Here is a 26,157-nt window from a genome sequence, read left to right as displayed (position 1 = left end):
AATCAGGTCTCTCCAAGATCGTTCAGTATCGCTGCCAATCCATCACGCCAATCGGGCCGTTTCATGTCGAAAGCGGTCTCGAATCCGGAACAGTCCAGCCGCGAATTGGCCGGGCGTACCGCCGGGGTCGGATAATCGCTGCTCGGGATATCGGTGATGGTACAGTCCCGCCCGCCCTGCGCCATGATCGTCCGGGCAAACCCGGCCCAGCTGACATCGGGGGCGCCCGCGAAATGATAGAGACCGCGTTTGTCAGGCTCTGACGCAAGGGTTTCGACCATCTTCAGACAGGCGGCGGCAATGTCGCGCGCCGGGGTCGGGCCACCGATCTGGTCGGCCACCACGGTCAGCGCCTCGCGCTCGGCCCCCAGCCGCAGCATGGTCTTGACGAAATTGCTGCCATGGGCCGAAACCACCCAGGAGGTCCGCAACACCGCCCATGTGCCCCCGGCCCCGGCCACCGCCCGCTCGCCGGCCAGCTTGCTGCGCCCATAGGCCCCCAGCGGGCCGGTCGCATCGCCCGGACGCCACGGGGTGTCGCCGCTGCCGTCAAACACGTAGTCGGTCGAGATCTGGACAAAGGGCAGGCCAAGGGCCGCGCATTGCCGCGCCATCGCGCCGGGACTGTCGCCATTGATCACGGTGGCCTCGGCCTCGTGCTCTTCGGCGGCGTCCACCGCGGTAAAGGCGGCGGCATTGATCACCGCCGCGGGGGCCCGCGCCCGGATCGCCGCCGCACAGGCCTCCGGATCCGCCAGATCCGCCGCGTCGCGCCCCAGGCAGGTCACATCCGCCCGCGCCGCCAGTTCCCGCGCCACCTGCCCGGTCTTGCCGAAAACCAGGATCATGTGCCGGTTCCGAGCCGCTGCCCGACCCCCGCGCGATCCTGCAATGCGCGCCACCAGCTTTCATTGTCCAGATACCATTGCACGGTCTTTTCCAGACCCTGCTGCAATGTCACCGAGGGCCGCCAGCCCAGTTCTTCGCGAATGCGCGTGGGGTCGATCGCATAGCGCAGATCATGGCCCGGGCGGTCGGTGACAAAGGTGATCTGTTCGCCATAGGGCCGCCCGGCGGGACGTTTTTCATCGAGGATGGCGCAGATCATCCGCACCAGATCGATGTTCCTGGCCTCGTTCTCGCCGCCGATATTGTAGCTGCGCCCCAGCGCGCCCTTTTGCAGCACCGTCAGGAGCGCATCGGCGTGATCCTCGACATAGAGCCAGTCGCGCACATTCTCGCCCGCGCCATAGACCGGGATCGGCTTGCCCGCCAGCGCGTTCAGGATCACCACCGGCACCAGCTTTTCCGGGAAATGATAGGGGCCGTAATTGTTCGAGCAATTGGTCAGCACCACGGGCAGCCCGTAGGTCTCGTGCCAGGCGCGCACCAGATGGTCGCTCGCCGCCTTGCTGGCGGAATAGGGGCTGCGCGGATCATAGGGCGTGTCCTCGGTGAACTGCCCGTCGGTTTCCGGGTCGGGGCCGAGGCTGCCAAAGACTTCATCCGTCGAGATGTGATGAAAGCGGAACCCTTCGGGACGTCCCGCCCCCACCCAGAAACGGCGCGCCGCTTCGAGCAGGGTGTAGGTGCCGGTGACATTGGTATCGATGAACGTGCCCGGCCCGTCGATCGAACGGTCCACATGGGATTCCGCCGCCAGGTGCATCACCGCGTCCGGCGCATGTTCGGCAAAGACCGCATCCAGTGCCGCGCGATCACGGATGTCGGCCTGCACAAAGCTGTAATTCGCCGAGTCCGCGACACTGGCCACGTTGTCAAGACAGGCCGCATAGGTCAGCGCATCGAGGTTCACCACCCGGTGCCCCTGCCCCACCGCCTGCCGTACCACCGCCGATCCGATGAACCCCGCGCCGCCCGTTACCACCAGTTTCATGCCATCATTCTTCCCATACGAAAGGGCTGTCGAAATCCGCCAGCGTCCCCGCGGCGGCATCCTTGCCCGACAGGACCGGCGGACCGCTCAGGCCCCAGTCGATGCCGCAACTGTCCCAATGCACCGCGCCATCGGCCTCGGGCGCATAGAAATCGGTGCATTTATAGATGATCTCGGTGCGTTCGGTGCGCGTGGCAAACCCGTGCAGGAAACCGCGCGGCACCAGCAATTGCCGGCCGTTCTCGGCCGTCAGCTCGGTGCCGAACCACTGCCCGTAGGTGGGCGAGCCCTTGCGGATATCCACCGCCACATCAAACAGCGCCCCCTGCCCGCAGCGCACCAGCTTGTCCTGGGCATGGGGCGGCGCCTGGAAATGCAGCCCGCGCAGCGTGTTCACCGCCACCGACATCGAATGGTTGTCCTGCACGAACTCCAGGTCGATCCCGTGCCCGGCCAGCAGCTTGCGGTTCCAGCTCTCCGAAAAGAACCCCCGCTCATCGCCGAACCGCGCGGGCGTCAGGATAAGAACGCCCGGCAACGGTGTCTGTTCTATCTGCATGCACCCTTTACCTTTTCAAACCATACCATTTTCAAACCTGCGCCCGGTTTAGCAACGATGCCCACAGGCGTCACCCGCCAACACGCGCGAAACGGGGGCCTCCCGCCAGCCGCGCCCCGCAGGTCAATATCATCGAAAAACGTCAAACTCTTTATCCCGTTGGAAATACCGATGAACCACGCAGGCGGTTTCAGCACAATTCCATCGTGAAGGCGAGCGCTTTGCGCCCCTACCCCGCCCGTTTGCGGACCCAGCCGAGGAAGGCCGCGTCCGGCTTGCGCAGGCGCGGCGCGCCGGTGCGGGCCCAGACCCCGCGCCATTCCGCCGCGAGCGCATGCACATCGGCCCCCGGCATCAGGGCGCGCGCCGCGTCCAGCGTTTCGGGGTTCAGAACCGGCGGCGGCACATCGATCACCGGGTCACGCTGGCTGAACCGGATCAGGTCGCCGGGGCGTTCTTCCATCCGGTAATCGGGCAGGTGCCCCGCCGCGATCATCTCGCGCAGCATGGCGCGGAACACCCGGCGCGGGCTGGCGCTGCCGGATTTCTTGAGCAGCGTGTCCACCGACACCTGCCAGTCCGCCTGCCGCCCGCAATGTTTGCGCGCCAGCTCGTAGATCCGCCGCTCCAGCGGTTTCCGGAGCCGGAAATAATCGCGGCTCAGGGTCAGCACCGATTTGCTCAGCACCGCCCGGTAGAGCCAATCCGACAGGGTCACCGCCACGCTGACCATGCGCCCGCCCCGGGTCTTGCGCACGATCTCCCAACTTTCGATCAGCCCGAAGCCGGTGGTGGTCTCGGTCTCGCCGGTGACGATGTTGGTGGTGATCCGCGTGCCCGCCAGGCGCTCGAACGCATCCCTGAGCCGGCGATAGGAATCGCCCGAGGTTTCGCGGTTGGTCGCCACCAGAAGATCATGCGCCTTCAGGTGCAGGGTGCGGCTGACCCGGCGCCCGGCATTGAGCGCCGCCATCAGCTGGCTGATGCAGAAGATCAGGATGTCCTTGTCATGGATCGTCGCCAGCCCCCGCACCGAGGGCGTCACCGTGATCCGGGTGGCATTGTGTTCATATTCCAGGATCCGCCGGTCCGGACGCGTCGCCAGCGAGAACAGCGGATGTTCCATGCTGGCGATATCGTCCTTCGGGATCGCGTCGAAGATGTCGCAGAGAAAGAAATCGCTCTGCCGGTGCCGGTCCGGAAGAAGTCCTCCGCCGCCTGCTGTCACTGCCCTGCCCATGGCCCTACTCTCGGTCGGTATCCGACTCGTTTTATCGTGGTTTCGATGACACTCACCCTAGGGTTATCCACAGGCTACGGCAACGGGGGTTCGGAATCGCCTGAACGTGGCTTCAGAGTCGCTCTTTCGGGGGTTCGGAGTCGGCTTGTACCAAGAATTTCGCCAAAAATACTTTGTGAACAATAATTTGCCCGCACCCAGCAGATCCCGTAACACAAGAATAACACGACTCTAACAGATCGAAAAAAGTTGCCGCGCCTCCGGACCGGCCGGTCCGCCCCGGGCAAATCGCGGAATTGCCTGGGAAAATCGCGTGTTGTGACGGTTTTTCTTCCATGTCATGCGTTTCGTGCTATCCTGACGAAAACACGGCACATCGAGCAGGCATCATGGCAAAAGAGACCCCCGGGCTCCCGCCCTATTTCAACATCGATCCCGATGTGGCGCTGGCCGAAATCGGCGCGCCTACGGGCACCGCCGGCTTTGCGCAGATGGCTGCCGCCTGTACCCGCGGACGCGCCGACCTGGCCAGCCGGGGGCTGAACGAGGCAGGGCAGAAACAGCTGCGCCTGTTCTCGACCTGGGAAATCACCCGCTACCTGATCCCGGTGGCGCAGGCGCATTTCCGGCGGGTGCTGAAACAGAACCCGGACCTGCCGCAGGGGGCCAGCGAAACCGCCGGCGGCGCCAAGTGGTTCACCCTCGACGAGGTGCTGCGCCTGCGCGCGCATTTCGCCGCGCAGGGGTCCCGGGCCAAGAATTATCGTCCCTACCGGCCCGACGGGCTGCCGGCCAAGCTGGTGGCGGTGGCGAATTTCAAGGGCGGGGTCGGCAAGACCAGCACCGCCGCGCATCTGGCGATGTCGGCGGCGCTGGATGGGTACAAGGTTCTGGTCGTCGACCTGGACAGCCAGGGATCGATGACCTCGATCTTCGGCGGCACGGTCGAAGACGAATGGCAGACCGCCTTTCCGCTGCTGGCGCGTCACTATGGCGAATACCTGCGCGCCGACAACCAGCGCCGGCTCGACCGGGGCGACGCGCCGCAGCCGCTGGACGAGGCACTGACCGAGGCGCTCGATATCCGGGCACAGGATCTGATCCAGCCCACCCACTGGCCGAATATCGACCTGATCGGGGCACAGCTGAACCTCTACTGGGCGGAATTCCAGGTGCCGGTCTGGCGGATGGCGGCGCGGGGCTGGAAGCTCTGGGATGCCTTGACCGACCGGCTCGAGGCCGACGGGGTGCTGAAGGCCTATGACCTCGTGTTCATCGACACCCCCCCTGCCCTTGGCTATCTCACGATCAACGGCCTGGCGGCGGCGGATATCCTGCTGGTGCCGCTGGGGGCGTCCTTTCTGGAATTCGACTCCACCGGGCGGTTCTTTGACATGCTGCATTCCACATTCGCCAGCATCGAAGAGGGCGAAAACGTCGCCGCCCGCGCCCTTGGCCGTCCCGAGATGGGGTTCGAATGGGATGCGGTCCGCGCGGTCATCACCCGCTATGACGCGGCACAACAGGGCGAGCTTTCGGCGCTGATGCAGGCCTATCTGGGCCAGACCCTGTCGCCGCACCGGCAGGATTTCACCGCGCTGATCGGGCAGGCCGGCGAGCAGGTCTCGGGCATCTACGAGGCGGATTACCGGGATTTCAACCGCGAGACCTATGCACGGGGCCGGGAAACCTTTGACGCCACCTATGCCGCCTTCAAACGGCTGTTGCTGGGCATCTGGCGACGCGAGGAACTGGCGGCACGACAGGCGGAACCGGCGCAATAGGGGGACCCGACATGGCCAAACGCAAACGACTGACCCCGGCACAGGACGGGTTTCTGCAGGCAGATCCGGCGACCGGCGCGTCCGGGCTGCTGTCGCCGGCGCCGATCGCGCAGGTGGCGGGCGAGACCAGCGCCAATGCGGCGCTGGCGGAGCTCTCCGACACGCTGCGCACCGCCCGCGCCGAGGGGCGGATGATCGAGGCCCTGCCTCTGGAGGCGGTGGACGACACCCACCTGGTGCGGGACCGCATGATCCGGGCGGATGACGAGGACATGGAGGCGCTGCTGGCTTCGCTGCGGGCGCGCGGCCAGCAGACCCCGATCGAGGTTGTCGCCCTGCCCGCGCCCCGGGGCGCGGCGGAGTACGGGCTGATCTCGGGGTGGCGGCGGCTGCGCGCCCTGCGCCATCTGCATGCGGCCGGTCAGGACCCGCGCTTTGCCACGGTGCAGGCCCGGATCATCAGCCCGGCGGATGCGCAGGAGGCCTATGTGGCAATGGTCGAGGAAAACGAGATCCGCGCCGCGCTCAGCCTCTATGAAAAAGGCCGCATCGCCCTGCGCGCGGTGCATGAAGGGGTCTATCCCACCCCGCGCGCGGCCCTGCGGGGCCTGTTCGGCTCGGTCAGCCGGTCGCGCCGTTCCAAGATCGGCTCTTTCCTGACCCTGGTCGAGCCGCTCGACCGGGTGCTCCGGTTTCCCGCCGCGATTCCCGAAAAGCTGGGGCTGGGGCTGGCCCGTGCGCTGCAGGAGGATCACGGTTTCGCCTCCAGGCTCGGGGCCCGGCTCAGGGAGTTCCCGCCGGAGACCGCCGAGGCCGAGCTGAAGATGCTGGCCGCGGTGCTGCGCGACTGGACCCGCGCGCAAAAGGACGAGACCATTCCCGAGGCGCCCGAGACGCCACCCTCTCCTGCCCTGCGCCCCCGGCTCAGCGGGCTGGACAGCGACTCGATCGCCCGTCGGCTCGCCGAGAGCCGCATTACCGCGCGGTTCGATGAAGAGGCCGGACGCATCGAGTTGACCGGAGGCGGGGTGAATGCCGGTTTCTTTGCGGCGCTGCAGGATTGGCTGTCGTCCCGGTAATGCTGTACATATTCCAATAGTTGATTGTTTCGCGCGCGAAACAAATCTCTGCAAGCCATTGAAAAGACAGGATCCAGATGCTGCGAAACATTGATTTTGCCAACCGGCGGCGCTGTGTTCGACACGCGGTTTGACACACGGTTTGACACGGGCGCGGGATTTGTGGATAGCCGCATGACAGACAGGCGGGAGCGAAAGTGACCACGGATCGGGATCAGGAACAGGGCTGCCGGCTGGTGGCGGTGGTGGTCACCCATGACCGCCTTGCCAAGTTGCAGGTGACACTTGCGCGGCTGCTGGCCGCATCGCCCGCCGATCTCGACGCGGTGGTGGTGGTCGAGAATGCCAGCAGCGACGGCACCGCCGAATGGCTGGCCCGACAGGAGGATCCGCGCCTGCATGTTCTGGCCCTGCCCGACAATCGCGGTGGCGCCGGCGGGTTCGAGGCCGGTATGCGGTGGGCGGTGACGCGGTTCGATCCGGCCTGGCTGGTGCTGATGGATGATGACGCCCGCCCTGCCCCCGGAGCGCTGGCGGCGTTTCACGCCCTGCCCGACACCCGCTGGGATGCCGTGGCGGCGGCGGTGTATTTCCCCGATGGCGCGCTCTGCCCGGTCAACCGGCCCTCCTACAACCCGTTCGGCGGGCGTGTGCATGTCACCGCCGAGGATTACGCGGGGCCGGCGATCGCGGTGGATGCGGCCACCTTTGTCGGCCTGTTCGTGTCGCGCGCGGCGATCGCGCGGGTGGGCTATCCGGATGGGCGGCTGTTCGTCTATGGCGATGACGGGTTGTTCACCCTGGCGCTGAGCCAGGCCGGCGGACGGATCGGGTTCGATCCCTCGGTGCGGTTCGAACATGATTGTTCCACCTTTGACGGCCGCCGGTTCCAGCCGCTGTGGAAGATCTATTATTACCATCGCAACCTGCTGCTGTTCTATCGCCGTGCGGGGGGCTGGCGGTTCTGGCCCGCCTGCCTGCTGATCCTGCCGAAATGGCTGGCCAAGGTGCGTCATCATCCGGGTCAGCGCCGCGCCTTCCTGCGGTTGATGCGCCGCGCGGTGCGCGACGGGCTGGCGGGGCGGCTGGACGTGTCCCATGCGGAGATCCGGGCGCTGGCGGAGGCCGGGGCATGACCCCCGCCGTCAGCATCGTGACGCCGCTGTTCAACGGCGCGGCTTTCCTGGCCGATCACATTGCCTCGGTGCAGGCGCAGCAGATGACGAATTACGAGCATCTGATCGTGGACAACATGTCGGATGACGCGGGCCCCGAGATCGCAAGGCGCGCGGCCGGGCGCGATCCCAGGATCCGGTTTCTGGCGCAGGAAAACCTGCCCTGCCCGGCGGCCACCCGCAATGCCGCGATCGCGGTGGCGCGGGGGCGTTACATCGCGTTCCTCGATTGCGACGACCTGTGGCATCCGCGCAAGCTCTCGGTCCAGATCGGCGCCATGCAGCGGAGCAGGGCGGCGTTTTCCTGGACCGCGTATGACATTGTCGACGCGGCGGGGCATCTGTTGCGCCGCCAGCGGGTGCCGGCAAGGGCCGGGTTTGCCGAGCTGCTGGACCGGCGGCTGGTGATCGGCTGTCTGACCGCTGTGTATGATCGGGCGCAACTGGGACGCCTGCCGATGCCGGTGGGGGTGGTGCCCGAGGATTTCTGTCTCTGGGCGGATATTCTCAGAACCTGCGCCGCGCGGCGCCTGCCGGTGATCGGTCTGCCCGAGACGCTGGCCAGTTACCGGGTACATGCGGATGGGGCCAGTGCCGACAAGCGCCGCGCGGCCGGGGCCTATTGGAGCGCCTGCCGGGGGCATCTGGGATTGTCGCGGCCCCGTTCGGCCTGGCATTTCAGCCAATATGCGCTGCGCAGCCTGGCGGTGCGGATGAACAGGCGGCCCTGAAGCGCGCGGCGACAACGGGGCAGGGACGTCAGAGGTTCAGGATGTCGCGGTGATAGCGCCCCAGCAGCAGCAGCCCTGCGGCCAGCAGCGTCAGGCTGACCCCCAGCACGAAGAGCGGTTCCACATAGGGCGCGGAATAGGTGGGGTAAAATCCCGAACGCATCCGCCCGACGATATGGACCAGCGGGTTGTACCAGAGTATCTTTTGCGCCAGCGGGGGCATGGTGTCATAGAGAAAGAAGATCCCCGAGGCGATGAACAGCGGCCGGGTGAGGATCGACCAGATCACTTCCCAGAGCGGGAACAGGCCGCTGATCGCGCAGTTCACCGTGCCGACCCCCGCCCCCAGCAGCATCGCCATGCCGATCGCCTCGACGATGGGCGGCAGGTTCAGCGTGGTATGGGCGTCGATGACCGAAATGATCCCGGTCAGCAGCAGGGTGGTGACCAGGATCCCGGTCAGGCTGTTGAGCAGGAATCGCGCGAACACCGAGTCCAGCCAGGTGACGGCGGGATATTGCAGCAGCGGCCGCGAAAACCGGATGGCGGCGGCAATGCTGCCCGCGAGGCTCTGGTAGAGATGGAACGGCATGTAGCCGGTGGCGTAGAACAGCAGGAAGCTGGTGCCCAGCGAGGGCGAGCGCATCACCAGCGAAAACCCGACGCTGAGAAACAGGATTGCGGCCAGTGGTTCGAGGATCGACCAGACATAACCGCCGGGGGTACGGCCATAGCGGGTCGACATCTCGCGCAGGATCAGCGCCATGATGGTGCGTCCGGCGGCAAAGCGGCGATGCCCCGCCGGCTTCAGGGCCGGGGCCGGGCGCGCGGTGGTCGCAGAAGGTTGGGCAGGCGGCAGGACGGACATGAAAAAGCGTTCTGATACTGGTGTTTGTGCACCCGAATATGTAAGAAATCCGGGAAAGATACAAACGGCTTCGGGCGGGGTGGCAGGCATGGACCAGAAAACCGACAGCGCTGCGGAGACCGGCGAAGCGGTGAGTGAACCGGCGCCGGTTCAGAGCACCGGAGCCGGCAGATCCGGCAAGGGCGGTGGCAAGCCCGGCAAGGGCGGCGGCAAGGGCGGCAAGGGCGGCGGCCGCGCGGGCCCCGCTCCGGTGGTGCAGGTCCAGCCGATCGCCGGACCGGCCCGGATGCGCAACCGGCACTGGGGGCTTCTGAGCAGCTTTCTCCTGATGGTGGTGATCCCGCTGGCGGTGGTGGCCTATTACCTCTGGAGCCATGCCGAGGATCAATATGCCTCGACCGCGGGGTTCACCGTGCGCAGCCAGGAAAGCGGCGGCGCCACCGAGCTTCTGGGCGGGCTGGCGCAGTTCACCGGGGGCACCACCGCCAGCGACAGCGACATTCTCTACGAGTTCATCCAGAGCCAGGAGATGGTCGAACTGGTGGACGGGATCGTCGACCTGCGCGCCCATTACAGCCAGGCCTGGCCGCGGGACTGGGCCTTTGCGCTGTGGCCGGATGCCACGGTCGAGGATCTGGTGTGGTACTGGCAGCGCATCCTGGGGATCTCGTTTGATTCCGCCACCGGGCTGATCGAGGTGCAGGTGCAGGCCTTTGACGCCCAAACCGCGCAGGCGATCACCCGGGCGATCGTGAGCCAGAGCCAGGACCGGATCAACGCGCTGAACAACCAGGCGCGCGAGGATGCGATGCGCTATGCCCGTGCCGACCTGGACCAGTCGGTGGCGCGGCTCAAGGCGGCGCGCGAGGCGCTGACCCGGTTCCGCACCCGCACCAAGATCGTCGACCCCGAGGCCGATATCCAGGGCCGGATGGGGGTGATGAACAACCTGCAGCAACAGCTGGCCGAGGCGCTGATCGAATATGACCTGTTGAGCGGTACCACCAACAGCAACGACCCGCGCCTGACCAAGGCATTGCAGCGCATCGACGTGATCCGCGACCGCATCATGATCGAGCGCCAGACCTTTGCCAGCGACAACACCGACACGGGGGCGGTGGGCGAGGATTACCCGACCCTGATCGCCGAGTTCGAGAGCCTGACCGTGGATCGCGAATATGCCGAACAGACCTATCGCGCGGCGCTGACGGCGCTGGAACTGGCCCGTGCCGATGCGGCGCGGCAGAGCCGCTACCTGGCGACCTATATCCGCCCGACCCTGGCGACCGAGCCGGAATATCCGCAGCGCGAGGTGCTGACGGCGCTGACGGCACTGTTCCTGCTGTTGATCTGGTCGATCCTGGCGCTGATCTATTACAGCATCCGCGACCGGAGCTAGGGCGGCATGACGGGCAGGGCCATGCCATATTCCGATCCGGGGCAACCGTCGTGATCAGGTTCGAGAACCTGACCAAGAGCTTTCGCATCAAGGGCGAACGCAAGCTGGTGATCGACAATCTGAACCTGACCCTGCCGACCGGGCGGTCGCTGGCGCTTCTGGGGCGGAACGGGGCCGGGAAATCGACCCTGCTCAAGATGATCGCGGGCACCATGAACCCGGATTCCGGCCGGATCGTCAGCGACGGCACCCTGTCCTGGCCGGTGGGGTTCGGCGGCTCGTTCCATCCCGAGCTGACCGGGGCGCAGAACGTGCGCTTCATCGCCCGGATCTACGGGGTGGACACGCAGGAGCTGATGAATTTCGTCGAGGATTTCTCGGAGCTGGGGAAATCCTTTCACATGCCGGTGCGCAGCTATTCCAGCGGCATGCGCTCGCGGCTGACCTTCGGGGCGTCGATGGGCATCCATTTCGACACCTACCTGGTGGATGAGGTCACCGCCGTGGGGGACGCGGTGTTCAAGCGCAAGAGCCGGGCGGTGTTCGTCGAGCGGATGAAATATTCCAGCGCCATCATGGTCAGCCACAGCATGAACCAGCTGCGCCAGTTCTGCGATTCCGGGATCGTGCTGGAAAACGGCCAGATGCAGTATTTCGACAATCTGGACGAGGCCATCGCCATGCATGAGGCGATCCTGGGCTGACCGGACCGCCCCGTTGCCGGGTGTGCCTTGTTTTCAGTGGCTTGCAGAGACCTGTTTCGCGCGCGAAACAATCGGTTTCTGGAATGTGTCCGGTTCTTCCGGGGGCAGGGCCAGCTTGTCCTGCCAGTATCCGCGGGTGGTCATGGCGTCATACCCGTCGCGATACTGCTGTTTCAGCGCCTCGTAATCACGGGTAAAGCGCCTCAGCGTCCTGGTCATCTGCCAGGCGATCGCAAAGAACTGCCGCTTGGACTGGCTGACGGTATAGCCCTTGTCGGCGGCGGTGTTCAGATAGGTGATCCGCGCGGCCCCGAAGGCGGGAAACACGATGCCGCGCTGGCCGATCTCCAGGACGATCCGGTCCCAGCGGCGTGCCGAGAACGGCACGAGATGGCCGTTCAGGGTCCAGAGGCCGAGCCGCTGGCGGCGGCTGCGTGATCTCAGGGTCCGCTTGCGCCGTTCCATCCTGTCCTCGGGGGTGAGATCGCGCCAGGTCTCGGTTCCTGTCATCTCCTTGATGGTGGCACGGCGGGCGGCCATGTCGATATTCTCGTCAAAGAAGCCGGGGCCTTCCATCACGTCCTGCCAGGACAGCAATTGCGCCCGCGCGGACTCGTAATGGAAGCGCAACAGGCTGCGCATGATAAAGCGGATCGCGATCTTGGCGGTGCCCAGCGGGCTGCGTGCCAGCTTGTCCGACACCATGTGATGGATCAGGTGATTGCGCAGGTCGAGATACAGGGTCTGCGGGCTTTCCTTTTCCGAGAAATCGTCCTGGAAAGACACCACGCCGTTCAGCGTGGTGATGTTGAAATCGTTCATCAGCGAGAACGAGATGTCATCGCCGCGCACGAAGAACGGGAAGGGGTGGTGTCTGACCCGGTCGATGGCGAAGGCAAAGAACCACCAGCCGCCATAGAGCGTTGGCGGTTTCAGTGTCGCGGAGTCGTTTTCCATCTGGAACACCGCATCCCGGTTGCGCAGGTCGACGCCGCAGAACATCGGCTGGCAGGAGCCGTCGAACAGCGCGCCGTTTTCCCACATCGCCCATTTGTGGGTGTTGTTGATCATCGCGCCGGCGACCGCGTTGGCCGGGTCCCGCGACAGCGCGAGAAAGGCATAGGTGCGGGCGATGTTCTCCATGTGGAACGAGGCGTCGTCATCCATGAACAGGCAATGGGTAAAGCCGCCGCGCTCGGCTTCGAGCAGGCCACGGGCGAAACCGCCGGCGCCGCCGTAATTGGGGTTGTCGACCGGGGTGACCTTGCCGGTCTCGGGGATCTCGGCGCTCTGCCCGTTATCCACCACCTGCACATGCACGTTGCCGCCGAATTCGTAGCCGGCCAGAAACTCCTGCAACCGGGCCACGGTGCGACGGACCTCGTTTTCGCGGCGGAAGGTGGTGATGCTGACCGCCAGCCGGGGCGGGATGGCCAGACGGGTATCCGTGGCAAAGCGGCCGCCGGTGATCGTTGCGCCGCCTTCTTCCAGCGCCTTGATCTCGAGATAGATCAGCCCGCGCACCGACCGTTCGGTGTAATGCGACAGGTCGATCCGGCCGGGCACGCCGGGGGCGAGCGTGATCACTTCGCAGGCAAGGGTTTCCCAGGACTGTCCGGGGATCGCCTGGAGGGCGCGCAGTTCGATACGCCCGTGCCCGGTCACTTCGGCAAAAAGCCCGTCCAGCGTGCAGCCGGCATGCCATTTGCCGATGTTGAGCATGTTGAAATAGCTGTCCAGCAGCAGCTGGCCGCCCTGGTTCAGCCAGATCTCGCCAGCGGACTGGGAAAAGCCGAGTACGCCGCGCGGCCGGAAATAGAGCTCGTGTTCGGTACAGATGCCGGGCTCGGGAAAGGTCAGCTTTTGCAGGGTGATCATGGGGCGCCTTCTGTGTATTTGGTGCGGGTCAGGCCGCGAGCTCGCGATGCAGCCCGGCGACATAGTCGCGCAGGGCCGGGTCGGGCAGGTCGGAAGGGGCGAGCCGTTCAAGCAGCTGCGCGTTGGCCAGCGCCTCGGCGATCGGGCGCGGTTCGGTCAGCTCATCCATATCGGCAAAGAACGGCTGGCCGGTCAATGTGCTCAGGTAATCCTGTACCGGGGCAAAGTGCCTGGCGATATCCGCGCGCAGGTCGGCGCCGAACATCTCGACATCGGCGTTTTTCACGGGGTTCAGCCGCGCGCCATGTTCAAGCAGGTACTGGCACAGGGCGCGGGCCTGTTTTGGGGGCAGCTCGTGGTTGCCCCGCCGGGCCAGTTCCATCGCCGCGCGCGGCAGGCTGGTATTGGCCCGGCCCGTCGGGATCAGGTCGCCCGGAAACCCGATATCGCACTGGGAGAGGAAATCTTCGGTCGACCCGCCGGCGGCCAGCACGTCGGCATAGTTGCGCAGGTGGATCTTCGAGTCTGCGAACCGTTCGACCCAGGGGGACAGCAGCCGCTTGTAGTCGAAATGGATGCTGGGAAAATAGTTGCGGGCGGCCTTGTCGCTGAGCGCGCTGACCTTTTCGCCAAAGCGCAATCTCTGGGCGTGCCAGGACACCAGGTATTCGTCGGGCCGGCGCAGGACACAGTAGAGTTCGTGTTCCGCTTCGGGAAAGATGCTTTTCAGGGTGTCGATCAGATTGGGGTGGTTCGATCCGAAATTCGACATCACCTCGGAGCAGAGGATGACGGTATGGGGCCTGAGATATTCGACCTGCAGGCGCAGCGCCCGGATCATCTGGGGGACACCGGGCAGGTTGCCGTGCCAGGCCGGGGGTTTGCCGCCGGTGGCCTGGGCCAGCATCCGGAAGGCCAGCGCGTTATGCGGTTCACGTACGTTCATCTGTTCCAGCGCCGGTGGACGGTCCGGATCGAGGGCCCCGGCCAGCGCCTGGGCCAGCCCTTCGACTTCGACGGAAGGGTAGAGGATGCCCCGCCGCAGCAGGTCCAGATGATTGCGGGCGAAAAAGGCCTGCAACGCGGTGGAGCCGACCTTGTGGTGGCCAAAGAAGATGATGACTTTCATGGCCTGTGGCAAAGTCCGTTGTTGGAAAGAGTCATTTTGCTGCCTTGCGGCCTTTCTGGACATCCCGGACACGCTTTGCGTGCAGGAAAGCAGCCCAATCCACATCCTTTTGTTCCAGCAGGCCCGAAATCATCTGCGACATGATCTCCAGCGAGCGCAGTTCCGATACAGAGAGGTGATCGGCCGGATCGGTGGATTGCGGTTCACCGAGCGCCTTGGCCACGGCGTTGTCGAGGTCGTTTTCAAGCAGGGGGTCGCCGCCAAAGAAGGCGCGGTCCATGTTGCGGGCGTCCTGCATGTAGGTATCGCGGATGTCTTCCGCCAGGCTGCGGTGCAATTGCAGTTTCGTACGTGCCGGCGGCGGCGGCAGATGGCCGATCAAACGGTACATTTCCCAACCGACCATCAGGCGCAGCAGACGCGGGGCCTTGAGTTGGGATTGCAGGACCTTCAACCGCATCAGGTCTTCGAGACAGAGCGATTCATTGGCCTGGCCGGTGCCGGCCAGCTCGAACGGTATGCCGCCAAAGGCGTGATGGACGAAATCATGCACCACGTCGCCGCCGTGCAGGTGCTTGCGGATCATCGGGCGCAGCATGAAGCGGTCGCCGAAATATTTGCGCCAGGCAGAGAACCGCGGCAGGTATATGATCTCGGAATCCTTTTTCCGGTTTTCGGCAAAGTCTTCCAATGTCGATTTCAGCGTATGCGGAACCCCGACCTTCGTGCGCTCTGCAAAGGTCGAGATGATCCGGCCGGCATGGGGACGCACATAGGCGATGACCCGGATGTCGCGGGCGGAGTCCGCAAAGAAGGTGTCGATGATCTTGCGCAACAGGGCGGCGGGAACGCGTTCCAGCGCCTCTGCGGATATGACGGTGAAGTCGGCGCCGGAGTCGCGAACCTGCCCGGCAAGCTGCTTCAGTGGCTGCGCGGCCTTTTGCCGGGCCTCGGCGGTTTCAGCCGCGCCATATTCCAGACATTGGTCTCGCAGCGCATTGCTGGCTATCCTGGCAGGATAAAAGACGCTGTACCCCTGCAGTTCGACCTGACGTTTGGCAAAGGCATATTGAATCGAAGTCGAGCCGGTCTTGTGGTCCCCGATATGGAAGATCAGGGTCTTGCGGGGAGGCGTGATCATCGGTCTACCTGGGGTTTCCTGCGGTTGCGCCGTCCTTAGGCGATTGTACAGGGCAAGACAATTCCCGTGTTGGGTGCCATTGCGATACCGGCCGGATTTGTCTTTAACGCGGGCAGGAATCAACCGGAAGGGCAGGGGCGCGAGCGTTATGGGAAAATATCTGATGGTGGGCGCGGGTCTGTCCGGGGCGGTGATCGGCCGGCATCTGGCCGAGGCCGGGCATGATGTCACCGTGGTGGACAGCCGCGCGCATGTCGGCGGCAACTGCCATACCGAACGCGATCCCGATACCGGGGTCATGGTGCATGTCTACGGGCCGCACATCTTTCACACCGACGATGCCGAGGTCTGGGATTACGTCAACGGCTACGAAACCTTTCTGCCCTATCGCAACCGGGTCAAGGCGACGACCGGCGGCGCGGTCTATTCGCTGCCGGTGAACCTGCATACGATCAACCAGTTCTTCGGGCGCACCATGCGCCCGGATGAAGCGCGGGATTTCATCGCGAACGAACAGGCCGATACCTCGATCGCCGATCCGCAGACCTTCGAGGAGCAGGCCATGCGTTTCGTCGGCAAGGATCTCTACGAGGCGTTCTTCAGGGGTTACACCGTCAAGCAATGGGGCGTGCAGCCGTCGCAACTGCCCGCCAGCATCCTCAAGCGCCTGCCGGTGCGGTTCAACTATGACGACAATTACTTCTTTCACAGGTTCCAGGGCATGCCCGAGCACGGCTATACCGCGATGATCGAACGGATCCTCGATCATCCGGGTCTGAAGGTGCGCCTGGAGACCGTTTTCGACCGCTCGCAGGCCGGGGAGTATGACCACGTGTTCTATTCCGGGCCGCTGGACGGCTGGTTCGATTACGAGCTGGGCCGGCTGGGCTATCGCACGCTGGATTTCGAGCGGTTCACCTATGACGGCGATTACCAGGGCTGCGCGGTGATGAATTACGGCGAAGAGCGCGTGCCCTATACGCGGATCACCGAGCACAAGCATTTCGCCCCGTGGGAAACCCATGAAGGATCGGTCTGTTACCGCGAGTTTTCCCGCGCCTGCGAACCGGATGACATCCCCTATTACCCGATCCGGCAGGTGGCCGAGAGGGCGTTGCTCGGAGAGTATGTGGCGCTTGCCGAACAGACCGAGGGGGTCAGTTTTGTCGGGCGCCTGGGCACCTATCGCTATCTGGACATGGATGTGACCATCCGCGAGGCGCTGGATACGGCGCGCGGGTTCCTGGGCCATGTGCAGGCGGGCACGCGGGCCCCGGCGTTTTTCGTGGCGCCGCTGTAGGGTGCCACCGCAGGGCGGTCAGACGTGGTAGTCGAAGCGGTCCATCACCGGGCCCAGAACCCGGTTCAGCTCGGCGACGGTTTCCGGTGCCAGCTTGCGCGCGTGATCGCCCGGCGTGACCTGGCGCTTGTGCTTGCTGACGTCTTCGCCGCTGGTCGAGAAATCGCCCTGTTCCGCCAGTTTCGCGCGCAGATCGTCGGTCATCGGGATGTTCAGGAAGGCCGCGATCCGGTTCATCCAGGTGTCGGTATCGGTGACCATTTCCTCGTATTTCAGCACCAGCGCATCCGGGTGGTCGGCCAGCAGGTCGGAAAGCACCTTCATGCGCATGCGATAATTCCTGGCATTGGCCTGCGCAAAATCGTCAATGGTCTTTTGCTGCAATCTCTCGCGGCGGGCTTCGAATTTCCTGAGTTGCTCGGGATCCTTGGGGGGCACGTGGCTCTTGGAATAGGAGAAATAGGCCGAGGTGATGCAGTCGCGCGGATCGCGCAATTGCACGACCAGGCGCAGGCCGGCAAGCGCGGGCATGTCCTTGACATAGGGACCGCGGGCCATGCCGTAATAGACTCCGGTGGGCTTCATCTGGTCCTGCGCCGCGACAAAGACCTCGGGCGCGGGCTTGTCCGATTGCCCGGCGGCGATCGAGATATCGTCGATCTCGTAGCCGCAGGCCTGGCTGAAGGTCTTGAGTATTCCGTTGGTGACCGAACTTCCGGCCTTGTGCATGGAAACGCCCATCAGGCTTTTCAGGTCACTCATTCTCGGAAATCCATCTTTTGTGAGCTTTCCCGCGCCTTCTAGGCAATCGCGCGGCAGGGGGCAATGGCTGCCTCAACCGGCAGGGCCGGGATCGAGCAACCGGTCGATATCGGCCCGGATTCCGGGCCGGGCCGCATCGATCGCCGGGTAGAGGGCGGGATCGACATGGCGGGCCAGCCAGTCGCGGGCGCGGCTGGCGAAGGGGGGGCGCAGCTCGGGGAGCAGGTGGCCGTGGATCCAGCCGATCAGCCCCAGCACGAACAGCATGAAGGGCAGGGGGTCGGCCTGGCGCGCGGCGATGTCCCCGGCGATGCGATCAAGCGAGGTAAAGACCTCGAGCCGCTCGGCGCCAAGGCGGTTGGTCAGCCGGTTGCCCCTGGGGGTCACGAAATGAATGACGGCAACCCGGTCGCTGGCCAGGATGCGATCGGCGGCGAGAAAGCTGCGCCAGTGCAGTTCGATATCCTCGTGCACCGCGAGGTCGGCGCAACCGATGCCATGGCTGCGCAGGAACTCCGTGCGATAGATCTTGTTCCAGGGATAATTCGCGGTCTGCACCAGCGCGGCGGCGGCGGCGGGGCCGACCGGGCTCAGCGCCCCGATATCGGTGCCGGCCGCGCGCCACAGGCGGCAGTCCAGCGGTTCCGGCCCCCAGCGGCGCTCGATCTCGGAGCGGGTATCGTGATGCCGGAAGATGCAGAAATCGAAGGTCTTGTCCGCGAGATCCGCCAGCAGGGGTGGCAGTTCCCGTGTCGGCAGGTCGTCGGCATCGAGATAGAGCAGATGATCGCTGTCCGCATGGGCGAGGGCGGCGTTGCGGGCGGGGCCGGGGCCCAGCGGGCTGTCATGGCGCAGCAGGGTCAGCCGGTCGGGGGGCATCGCGGCGGCGGTGCAGAGCGCGCCGTGATCCAGCGGGGTCTCCGAGCCGTCATCGACCACCACCAGCCGGTCGGTGCAGTCCAGCGTGGAGAGGCGCTGCAGAAGCCTGAGCAGGTAGGGTTCGTCATCGTGAACCGGGATGGCGATGGTCAGTGTCATGCGGCGAGGATCCGCAGGTCGTGCAGGTGCCAGCGCAGCGGCTCGGTGGGCAGGAACAGCAGCAATTCCCGCCACGGCGCGGTTTCAGGCAGGGTGCGGCAGGTGGGCACGTGCAGCGCGTCCACATGCGGAACGGGGTCTGTTTGCACCAGGATGTGCCGATCGAGAAAGCAATCGACGAAACCGCCCTCATCGAGGCCCGAACGCAGGCAGGGGCGGATGATCTGTTGCTCGGGACCCGCGCCGGTACAGCCAAGGCCGACAAAGGCGATGCCGGACAGATCCGGCAGGTCGAGCGCCAGGTGCAGGGCGATCCAGTCGCCGGCTCCGGTCATCGCGATGTCCAGTTCCAGCAATCGCCCGGCGGGCGAATGCCAGGTGCCGCCGATGCCCAGCGGCGGATCGGCAATCAGCGCGACCCCGGGGGCAAAATCGATCCGTTCGGCGAGGTCGCCGGACGTGATGCCGTCGCGCAGCGCCGCGAGGCCCGAAGATGGGTCGCGGGAGGGGAAGGAAACAGGGGACATGATCGTGACCCGGATTGAGGTTGGTCTTACCTAGAGGATTTCGCGCGGGAGCGAAAACATCTTTCGCGCCGCCGTGCCGAAATCGTGCGGGGGGCGCTGCCCCCGCCGCCCTGCGGGCGTCTCCCCCGGAGTATTTTCACAAAGATGAAGGGCAGGGGGCGGCAATCGGCGGTTGCATGTGCCGGCCGCAGGAAATGCATGTGAAGACCTGGCTCATGTAACGCTGCCGACAGCGGGGATTTCGCCGAAGGCTCCGGACGGTTTTGTACGACATGTCGCTGGATGCCGGTTTTGCGTGCATTCGGGGTGGAATCGGGGTGGATTTGGCGGCATTCCGCGCAAGAGCGTTTGGACTTGTCGGCGGGATGTCGTAGTAATGGTGGATATCGTCAAAGATCTATCGATGAACCGTTCCTCGCGGCCCATTGGGAAAAACGCGCATTTCAGACGAACTTGGCATGGTGTGAATCTCGTGGAGACTGCGGCTGAATGTTGAACCTGATCAGATCCTTGCCGCGCAGGCAGAAGGCCTATGTGTTCCTGGCGATCGATCTCGCGCTGATCCCGCTGGCGCTGCTGTTCACCTATACGGTGCAGGTGCTTCCGGATACTGCGGTTCAGACCCTGATCCAGACCCTGCCTGTCCTGCCTTATCTCATGGCGGTGGCGGCGGCGCTGTCCATGTGGCTGGGGATTCCCAACATTCAGCTGAAGGCGTTCGAGGGGCATGCGGTGGGATTGACCGCATTCCTGGCCACGGTGCTGACCGGGACCCTGGCGCTGTTGACCTGGATGGCCGGGCTGGACCAGACGTCGGGCACCCAGGTGATCTTCGGGCTCAGCTATTTCATCATCCTGGTGAGCAGCCGCGCCGTGCTCTACCAGATCGTGGATGCGATCTATCGCCGGGCGGAGCCGCGGTGCCGGGTGTTGATCTATGGCGCGGGGACCACGGGCACCCAGCTGGCGCAGGCGTTGCGCAGCCATGAGGGGATCGATCCGGTTGCCTTTGTCGATGACAACAATTCCCTGCAGGGCATGACGCTGGTGGGCTTGCCGGTGTTTCCGCCGGCCCGGATCGCCGAACTGGTCGCGCAGCGCCAGATCGACCGGGTGCTGTTGGCAATGCCGTCGCTGGGCCAGCCGAAACAGGCGCAGATCGCCCGCCGGTTGCAAAAGGTCGGGCTGGAGGTGCAGGCCTTGCCGTCCTTTGCGCAGCTGATCGGGGAAGAGGCGCTGGTTGACAAGCTGACCCCGGTGGCCCCGCAGAATTTCCTGGGCCGGGCGGCACGGGATGGCGGGTTGGGCGAGGCCAGTGGCAGCTATACCGGGCGCGTGGTTCTGGTTTCGGGGGCCGGGGGATCGATCGGCTCGGAACTGTGCCGGCAGGTGCTGGCCTGCCAGCCCCGCAAGGTGATCCTGTACGAGCTGAGCGAACTGGCGCTGTACACGGTGCACCAGGAGCTGGAACAGCTGGTCGAGGGGACCGGAATCGAACTGGTGCCGCTTTTGGGGTCGGTGACGGATCCGAGGCAGGTGCGTACGGTGCTGGCCGGCCATGAGGTGCAGGTGGTTCTGCATGCCGCCGCCTACAAGCACGTGCCGCTGGTCGAGGCCAATCCGCTGGCCGGGCTGGCCAACAATGTCTTTGGCACCCAGACGCTGGCGCGCGCGGCGGCGGAGGTCGGGGTCGAGCGGTTCATCCTGATCAGTTCGGACAAGGCGGTGCGCCCGACCAACGTGATGGGCGCCAGCAAGCGATTGGCGGAACTGGTGGTCCGGGACCTGGCGACACGGCATCCGAACACCGTGTTCACCATGGTGCGGTTCGGCAACGTGCTGGGATCCAGCGGTTCGGTGGTGCCGCTGTTTCAGGACCAGATCAGCCGTGGCGGTCCGGTGACGGTGACCGATCCCCGGGTCAAGCGGTTCTTCATGACCATCCGCGAGGCGGTGCAACTGGTGCTGACCGCGGGCGCGGAGGCGCGGGATGGCGAGATCTTCGTGCTGGACATGGGGGCGCCGGTGCCGATCGTGAAACTGGCGCGCCAGGTGATCGAAAGCGCCGGCTACTCGGTGCGCGACGCGGACAATCCGGAGGGCGATATCGAGATCGAGATCATCGGCCTGCGCCCCGGCGAGAAGATCGAGGAAGAGCTGACGCTGAGTCCGGATCTGATCGGCACCCGGTTCCCCAAGATTTTCTGTGCCCGCGAAGACCATCTGAGCGAGATCGAGGTGGCCTCGGCCCTGCGCGGGTTGCGCCAGGCGCTGGTGGCCAGCGATGCAGAGGCCGCCCGGGCGGTGATCAGCCGCTGGGTCGAAGGGTATCGGCGGGCGGAAGGGGCGCGCAAGAGTTGCTGAGCGGGGCCTGATGTTACAGCAATGCCGCGTTTTCGCCGAAACCCGGAGGCCGGCGGGGTGGGCGATTGATACCGGGGCTTGCTTTGTGATCTAAGCGGTTCGAGAACCATCAGGCTGGCTGGCAAAAGGCGTCCTACGAGTTGTTTCAGGTATTTCTTCACAGGCCCGTCTGCCGCAACGGGATATTGGCCGCTGCGCTGCTGGCGGGGACGTTTGCCGGCGGTGGCGCGGTGGCGCAGGGCCAGCCGGATGCCGTGGAGACTCGCCGCGCGGAGCCGACGCTGGTGCCGCTGCCGCCGCCGAGCCTGAATTTCTACGGCTCGCCCGGGATCATGGACATGCCGTCCGCCGAGATGCTGCCGGACGGGCAGTTCACCACCGGCATATCGTATTTCGGCGGGCAGGCCCGTTACAACCTGACCTTTCAGGCGGCGCCGTGGTTGTCGGCCACCTTTCGCTACAATTCCATCCAGGACTGGAACATGGGTGGCTTCGGGACCTATTACGACCGCAGCTTTGACTTGCGGTTGCGCCTGCTGCGCGAGCGGCAATACCTTCCCGAGATCACCGTGGGCCTGCAGGATTTTGTCGGCACCGGCATTTATGCGGGTGAATACGTGGTTGCCACCAAGCGGTTCGAGATCCCCGGCTGGGGCGGGCGGATCGGCGCGCCGGGGCGGCTGAAACTGACCGCCGGGATCGGCTGGGGGCGGCTGGGCTCGTATGGCAGCATCGGCACGAGCGGCGACCGGCCGCCTTATGACCCGGACAGCCTGGGGGGGGAGCCGGCCTATGACCAGTGGTTCCGTGGCCCCTATGCGCCCTTTGCCGGAATCGAATGGCTGCCGAATGAAAAGCTGGGTCTGAAACTGGAATATTCCTCGGACGACTACGTGACCGAGACCCAGGTCGCTTCGGTTTTCGAGCGGCGTTCACCGTTCAATTTCGGAGTGGAATATCAGGTCAGCCCCCGCACCCGGCTGGGTGCCTATTACATGTATGGCAGCGAATTCGGGGTGAACCTGCAGGTACAGCTGAACCCGAAACAGCCGCCGGCCCAGATGCGGGTCGCGGCGCCGGTCCCGGTGCCGAAACGCCCGTCGCCGACCGTTGATCCGGGGGCATGGAGCACGGCCTGGACGCAGAACCCGTCGGCTCCGGCCCAGCTGCGCGATGCGCTGGCTCCGATCCTGAAGGCGGACGGGCTGGTGCTGGAGAGCCTGACGGTCAGTGCCGATACCGCGGAACTGCGTTTTCGCAACATTCAGTACATGTCCTTTGCCAATGCGGTGGGCCGGGCGGCGCGGGGGATGAGCCGGGTGATGCCGCCATCGGTGGAAACCTTCCGGCTGGTGCCGCTGTCGGGCGGGATGGCGCTGTCGGCGACCACGATGCGCCGCTCGGATCTCGAGGCGCTGGAATTCGATGGCAATGCCACCGATGCGCTGCTGGCGGTCACCGCGTTTTCCGATGCGCCGCCTTTGTCGCCGGCGGCGACGCCGGCGGCGGATCTCTACCCGGATGCGAGCTGGTCCTTGGCGCCCTATTTCAGCCCCGCCTATTTCGACCCGGACAGGCCGTTCCGGATCGATGTGGGGCTGACCCTGCGGGGAACCTACCGGCCGGCGCCGGGCTGGATCTTCTCGGGGGCCATCCGCCAGCGGATTGCGGGCAATGTCGATGGCGGGCCGCCATCCAACTCGGTTCTGCCGCATGTCCGCACCGACCAAGTGGAATACGCGCAATACAGCACCACGCTGAATACCCTGTTTGTCGCAAGGCAATGGCGACCGGGGCGCGATCTCTATGCCCGCGTCACCGGCGGCTATCTGGAAAGCATGTATGGCGGGCTGTCCACCGAGCTGTTGTGGAAACCGGTCAACAGCAGCCTGGCCCTGGGGGTCGAGGCGAATTACGTGAAGAAACGTGATTTCGACCAGCTTCTGGGGTTCCAGGATTACGACGTGTTCACCGGCCATGCCACGGCCTATTACGAATTCCCGGGCGGTTACCTGGCGCAGCTGAGCGTGGGGCGGTATCTCGCCGGGGATGTGGGCGGCACCCTGAGTGTGGACCGCATCTTTGACAATGGCTGGTCGGTCGGGGCCTTTGCGACCAAGACCAACGTGTCGGCCGAGGAATTCGGAGAAGGCTCGTTCGACAAGGGCATCCGGTTCCGCATCCCGATCAACTGGTTCCTCGGCAAGCCGAGCCAGCAGACATTCGGCACCACCATCCGCCCGGTACAGCGCGATGGCGGACAGATGGTCAGTGTTCCCGGGCGACTATACGGACAGGTGCGCCTGGCGCATCGCAAGGCATTGACCAATCAGTGGGCGAGGGTCTGGGAATGAGGCGATCGGCACGTCTGGTGGCAGGCCTTGTCATCGCAATCCTGCTGGCGGCCTGCAGCGGTGGTTCCGATGCTCCGACGCTGAACCTGCAGGTGATCGAGGCCGCCCGCGCCGCCATCGCCGCGCGCACCAACCCGCCGGCGGAACGCCCCCCGGTGACCCGCGCGGTTCTGGACACGCTGGACGGCACCTTCCTGGAAATCACCCGGGAACGGGAGGATGTGACCGCGTTTCTCTATCCCAGCTACACGACGCGTGATTCGGAACCCGGCGAGATCGTGGTCTGGCGCACCGACAGCAATGAAACGGTCACCGTGCGCGGCGGGGTGCTGATCGCGACCCGGGGGCTGGGTGGCGACCTGTTGTCGACCGAGGTGCTGCTGGCGGGCAGCCGGCCTGGTCCGGCAGAGGGCGGCGCGCGCACCTACCGGGTCTTTGGGGAAAACAACAGGCAGACAACGCTGGCGATGGCCTGCGAGGTGACCGACATGGGGCCGGAAACCATCGAGATCATCGAGATCCGCCATGCCACGCGGCATTTGCGGGAACAGTGCCAGGGCAGCGGCGGCGTGATCACCAATGAGTACTGGATCGATGCGCGACGCGGGCTGATCCGGCAATCGCGACAATGGGCCGGTCCACATGTGGGATACCTGCGGTTGCGACAGGTGACCGACTGACCAATGTGCGGAGATCCGGGAGCAGAGCAGGGGGCATGTGCCGTCGTTTTCGCCAGGCGGGTGAAAAAAATGGCGACAATGCGCCAGATACGCAGAGGTCGTATTGAAAATCCATGCTCCCTACGGTAGAGCTACACCGAGACCGTTATCAAAGTTTTAATCCAACCAGGGATGCTGAACCATGAAGAAACTCCTCGCGATTGCCGCCCTTGGCGCACTCACCCTGTCCGCACCTGCCAATGCCCAAAACGCAAACGGCGGCGTTCCCAGCGCGATCGGTGGTGGTCTGACCGCTGGTGCAGGTATTGCCATTGCCGCAGCTGTTGTCATCCTGGCCGTTGCAATCTCCAACGATGACGACGACAACACGGTTACAACGACCACGAACTGAACCGGTTCAGTGGTTTGAAGAATCTGGAGGCAGGCCTGCGGGTCTGCCTTTTGCTTTTCCCGAATCGGATAACGGCTTCTGCGGTACGATCTCCTTGCCTTTCAGCAAGATAGGGAATTTGCACTTCGGATGTGAATCCACCCGGCCACACATACAGATCCCGTAGTTTATATTATGTTAATATATTGGGATTTCTGGTGTCAGGTGAACAGGAAATCACCGGCCTGCAGGTCGGTTGGCTCCAGACCCGGTAGCGTGATCGTGCCGCTTCCCGTGTCGATCTGCATGTCCTGACCCAGGTCGCGGAAGATCAGGTCGTCATAGGACAGATTCAGGTTGGTGAACCGGATATGATCGTCACCGGGGGTGAAATCCGCGATCACGTCGTTGCCGTGACCGGGTGAGAACACGAACAGGTCGGCGCCGGCATCGCCATGATATTCATCATCGCCGCCGCCATCGTGGAAACTGTCATTGCCGTTTCCGCCCCGGACGAGATCGGCGCCTTTGACGCCGCCCTGTTTGCTGTCGTAAAAGATGTCATCGCCATTGCCGAGATGGATCTCGTCCCTTCCCCATCCTCCCCAGACCCGATCGTTGCCGCCGCCGCCATAGATGCTGTCGGCATCCAGACCCCCATAGATGAGATCGGCCCCGTCGCCACCCCGGATCAGGTCGCGGCCACCGTCGCCATACAGGGTGTCGGCCCCGCCGCCGCCATGGATCCGGTCATTGCCGTTGCCGCCCATGACCAGATCGGCGCCTTTGGCGCCGCCCTGCTTGCTGTCGTAAAAGACATCATCGCCATTGCCGAGATAGACCTTGTCGCGGCCCGTGCCGCCCCAGACCTGATCATCGCCGCCGCCGCCATGAATAGTGTCGGCATGTGTGCCGCCATAGATGAGATCGGCCCCGGCTCCGCCCCGGATCAGGTCGCGGCCACCCTCGCCATACAGGGTGTCGGCCCCATCGCCGCCCTGGATCCGGTCGCGACCGCCGCCGCCATGAATGGTATCGTCATGCGTGCTGCCGGTCAGCCTGTCGGCCTCACGGGTGCCGCGGATCTCGGGTGTCGGGGCCGGCGTGGGCAGGTGTATCCGGTCAGGAGTCGACAGCCCGGCGGGCCAGATATCCTGGATGGTCAGGGGCTTGCCGGT

Annotated in this window: 23 protein-coding genes; 11 read left to right on the top strand and 12 right to left on the bottom strand. The window is 64.8% G+C overall.

Features of this window, described 5'->3' with window-relative positions; translation table 11 throughout:
• Positions 1-2 precede the first annotated feature (2 nt).
• The 4 genes from rfbD to AB9K34_RS21660 form a co-directional block, all read right to left on the bottom strand.
• On the bottom strand, positions 3-848 hold the full coding sequence (gene rfbD, locus AB9K34_RS21675) for a dTDP-4-dehydrorhamnose reductase (protein WP_369956684.1): 846 nt from the start codon (positions 846-848) through the stop codon (positions 3-5).
• Positions 845-1,897: a dTDP-glucose 4,6-dehydratase gene (gene rfbB, locus AB9K34_RS21670; protein ID WP_369956683.1), complete on the bottom strand. Its 1,053-nt coding sequence runs from the start codon at positions 1,895-1,897 to the stop codon at positions 845-847. Before rfbB ends, rfbD begins: the two co-directional genes overlap by 4 nt.
• 4 nt (positions 1,898-1,901) lie before the next feature.
• Positions 1,902-2,456: a dTDP-4-dehydrorhamnose 3,5-epimerase gene (rfbC, locus tag AB9K34_RS21665; RefSeq protein WP_369956682.1), complete on the bottom strand. Its 555-nt coding sequence runs from the start codon at positions 2,454-2,456 to the stop codon at positions 1,902-1,904.
• A gap of 229 nt (positions 2,457-2,685) precedes the next feature.
• Positions 2,686-3,696, bottom strand: coding sequence for a replication initiator protein A (locus AB9K34_RS21660; RefSeq protein WP_369956681.1), 1,011 nt, complete (start codon positions 3,694-3,696; stop codon positions 2,686-2,688).
• A 389-nt stretch (positions 3,697-4,085) separates the two neighbouring features.
• On the opposite strand from AB9K34_RS21660, the gene AB9K34_RS21655 reads away from it, so the two are divergent.
• The 4 genes from AB9K34_RS21655 (at position 4,086) to AB9K34_RS21640 (ending at position 8,465) form a co-directional block, all read left to right on the top strand.
• Positions 4,086-5,480: an AAA family ATPase gene (locus tag AB9K34_RS21655; protein WP_369956680.1), complete on the top strand. Its 1,395-nt coding sequence runs from the start codon at positions 4,086-4,088 to the stop codon at positions 5,478-5,480.
• A gap of 11 nt (positions 5,481-5,491) precedes the next feature.
• Positions 5,492-6,559 carry a ParB/RepB/Spo0J family partition protein gene (locus AB9K34_RS21650; protein WP_369956678.1) on the top strand — a complete coding sequence of 356 codons (1,068 nt, stop codon included), beginning with the start codon at positions 5,492-5,494 and terminating at the stop codon, positions 6,557-6,559.
• Positions 6,560-6,756: 197 nt separating this feature from the next.
• Positions 6,757-7,695, top strand: coding sequence for a glycosyltransferase (locus tag AB9K34_RS21645; protein ID WP_369956677.1), 939 nt, complete (start codon positions 6,757-6,759; stop codon positions 7,693-7,695).
• Positions 7,692-8,465, top strand: coding sequence for a glycosyltransferase family 2 protein (locus AB9K34_RS21640; protein WP_369956676.1), 774 nt, complete (start codon positions 7,692-7,694; stop codon positions 8,463-8,465). The genes AB9K34_RS21645 and AB9K34_RS21640 overlap by 4 nt, the downstream gene beginning before the upstream one ends.
• A gap of 28 nt (positions 8,466-8,493) precedes the next feature.
• Here the strand turns inward: AB9K34_RS21640 and AB9K34_RS21635 are convergent, their stop codons facing one another.
• Entirely contained in the window at positions 8,494-9,333 is an 840-nt protein-coding gene (locus tag AB9K34_RS21635) for an ABC transporter permease (protein WP_369956675.1), read from the bottom strand.
• Between the two features lie 88 nt (positions 9,334-9,421).
• Here AB9K34_RS21635 and AB9K34_RS21630 point away from each other — a divergent pair, with 88 nt between their 5' ends.
• Entirely contained in the window at positions 9,422-10,732 is a 1,311-nt protein-coding gene (locus AB9K34_RS21630; protein WP_369956674.1) for a sugar transporter, read from the top strand.
• 50 nt (positions 10,733-10,782) lie between these two features.
• Positions 10,783-11,436, top strand: coding sequence for an ABC transporter ATP-binding protein (locus AB9K34_RS21625; RefSeq protein ID WP_369956673.1), 654 nt, complete (start codon positions 10,783-10,785; stop codon positions 11,434-11,436).
• Positions 11,437-11,469: 33 nt separating this feature from the next.
• Here AB9K34_RS21625 and AB9K34_RS21620 read toward each other — a convergent pair whose 3' ends face one another.
• Genes AB9K34_RS21620 through AB9K34_RS21610 form a run of 3 tightly spaced genes read right to left on the bottom strand, consistent with a single transcriptional unit; the run spans position 11,470 to position 15,584 of the window.
• Positions 11,470-13,314, bottom strand: coding sequence for a glycosyltransferase family 2 protein (locus AB9K34_RS21620; protein WP_369956672.1), 1,845 nt, complete (start codon positions 13,312-13,314; stop codon positions 11,470-11,472).
• Between the two features lie 28 nt (positions 13,315-13,342).
• Positions 13,343-14,443: a hypothetical protein gene (locus tag AB9K34_RS21615; protein WP_369956670.1), complete on the bottom strand. Its 1,101-nt coding sequence runs from the start codon at positions 14,441-14,443 to the stop codon at positions 13,343-13,345.
• Positions 14,444-14,474: 31 nt separating this feature from the next.
• The gene (locus AB9K34_RS21610) at positions 14,475-15,584 is read right to left on the bottom strand and encodes a hypothetical protein (protein WP_369956669.1); all 1,110 of its coding nucleotides are present in this window, start codon (positions 15,582-15,584) and stop codon (positions 14,475-14,477) included.
• Positions 15,585-15,732: 148 nt separating this feature from the next.
• Between AB9K34_RS21610 and glf the strand changes: the two genes are divergently transcribed.
• The gene (gene glf / locus AB9K34_RS21605) at positions 15,733-16,884 is read left to right on the top strand and encodes a UDP-galactopyranose mutase (protein WP_369956667.1); all 1,152 of its coding nucleotides are present in this window, start codon (positions 15,733-15,735) and stop codon (positions 16,882-16,884) included.
• A gap of 18 nt (positions 16,885-16,902) precedes the next feature.
• Here glf and AB9K34_RS21600 read toward each other — a convergent pair whose 3' ends face one another.
• The 3 genes from AB9K34_RS21600 to AB9K34_RS21590 all read right to left on the bottom strand — a co-directional run bounded on the left by AB9K34_RS21600 (position 16,903) and on the right by AB9K34_RS21590 (position 19,211).
• Positions 16,903-17,646 carry a sulfotransferase domain-containing protein gene (locus tag AB9K34_RS21600; RefSeq protein WP_369956666.1) on the bottom strand — a complete coding sequence of 248 codons (744 nt, stop codon included), beginning with the start codon at positions 17,644-17,646 and terminating at the stop codon, positions 16,903-16,905.
• Positions 17,647-17,718: 72 nt separating this feature from the next.
• Complete coding sequence (locus AB9K34_RS21595; RefSeq protein WP_369956664.1) at positions 17,719-18,684, bottom strand: glycosyltransferase family 2 protein; 966 nt, start codon at positions 18,682-18,684, stop codon at positions 17,719-17,721.
• The gene (locus AB9K34_RS21590; RefSeq protein WP_369956663.1) at positions 18,681-19,211 is read right to left on the bottom strand and encodes a hypothetical protein; all 531 of its coding nucleotides are present in this window, start codon (positions 19,209-19,211) and stop codon (positions 18,681-18,683) included. Before AB9K34_RS21590 ends, AB9K34_RS21595 begins: the two co-directional genes overlap by 4 nt.
• 489 nt (positions 19,212-19,700) lie before the next feature.
• Here AB9K34_RS21590 and AB9K34_RS21585 point away from each other — a divergent pair, with 489 nt between their 5' ends.
• The 4 genes from AB9K34_RS21585 (at position 19,701) to AB9K34_RS21570 (ending at position 25,000) form a co-directional block, all read left to right on the top strand.
• Positions 19,701-21,575 (top strand): polysaccharide biosynthesis protein, encoded by a 1,875-nt coding sequence (locus AB9K34_RS21585; protein ID WP_369956661.1) that lies wholly within the window; start codon positions 19,701-19,703, stop codon positions 21,573-21,575.
• 140 nt (positions 21,576-21,715) lie between these two features.
• A complete protein-coding gene (locus AB9K34_RS21580; RefSeq protein ID WP_369956660.1) occupies positions 21,716-23,929 on the top strand; it encodes a YjbH domain-containing protein in 2,214 nt (737 codons plus the stop codon).
• Positions 23,926-24,609 carry a YjbF family lipoprotein gene (locus tag AB9K34_RS21575; protein ID WP_369956659.1) on the top strand — a complete coding sequence of 228 codons (684 nt, stop codon included), beginning with the start codon at positions 23,926-23,928 and terminating at the stop codon, positions 24,607-24,609. Before AB9K34_RS21580 ends, AB9K34_RS21575 begins: the two co-directional genes overlap by 4 nt.
• A gap of 181 nt (positions 24,610-24,790) precedes the next feature.
• Positions 24,791-25,000, top strand: coding sequence for a hypothetical protein (locus AB9K34_RS21570; RefSeq protein ID WP_369956658.1), 210 nt, complete (start codon positions 24,791-24,793; stop codon positions 24,998-25,000).
• A gap of 200 nt (positions 25,001-25,200) precedes the next feature.
• Here the strand turns inward: AB9K34_RS21570 and AB9K34_RS21565 are convergent.
• Positions 25,201-26,157, bottom strand: a 957-nt coding sequence (locus AB9K34_RS21565) for a calcium-binding protein (protein WP_369956657.1), incomplete at its 5' end; no start/stop codon positions are given.

Origin of the sequence: Sedimentitalea sp. XS_ASV28 (assembly GCF_041224545.1) — a bacterium.
GTDB lineage: Bacteria > Pseudomonadota > Alphaproteobacteria > Rhodobacterales > Rhodobacteraceae > Sedimentitalea.
Note: the sequence above shows the minus strand (reverse complement) of the source record. Positions and strands in the feature narration are given on the sequence as shown.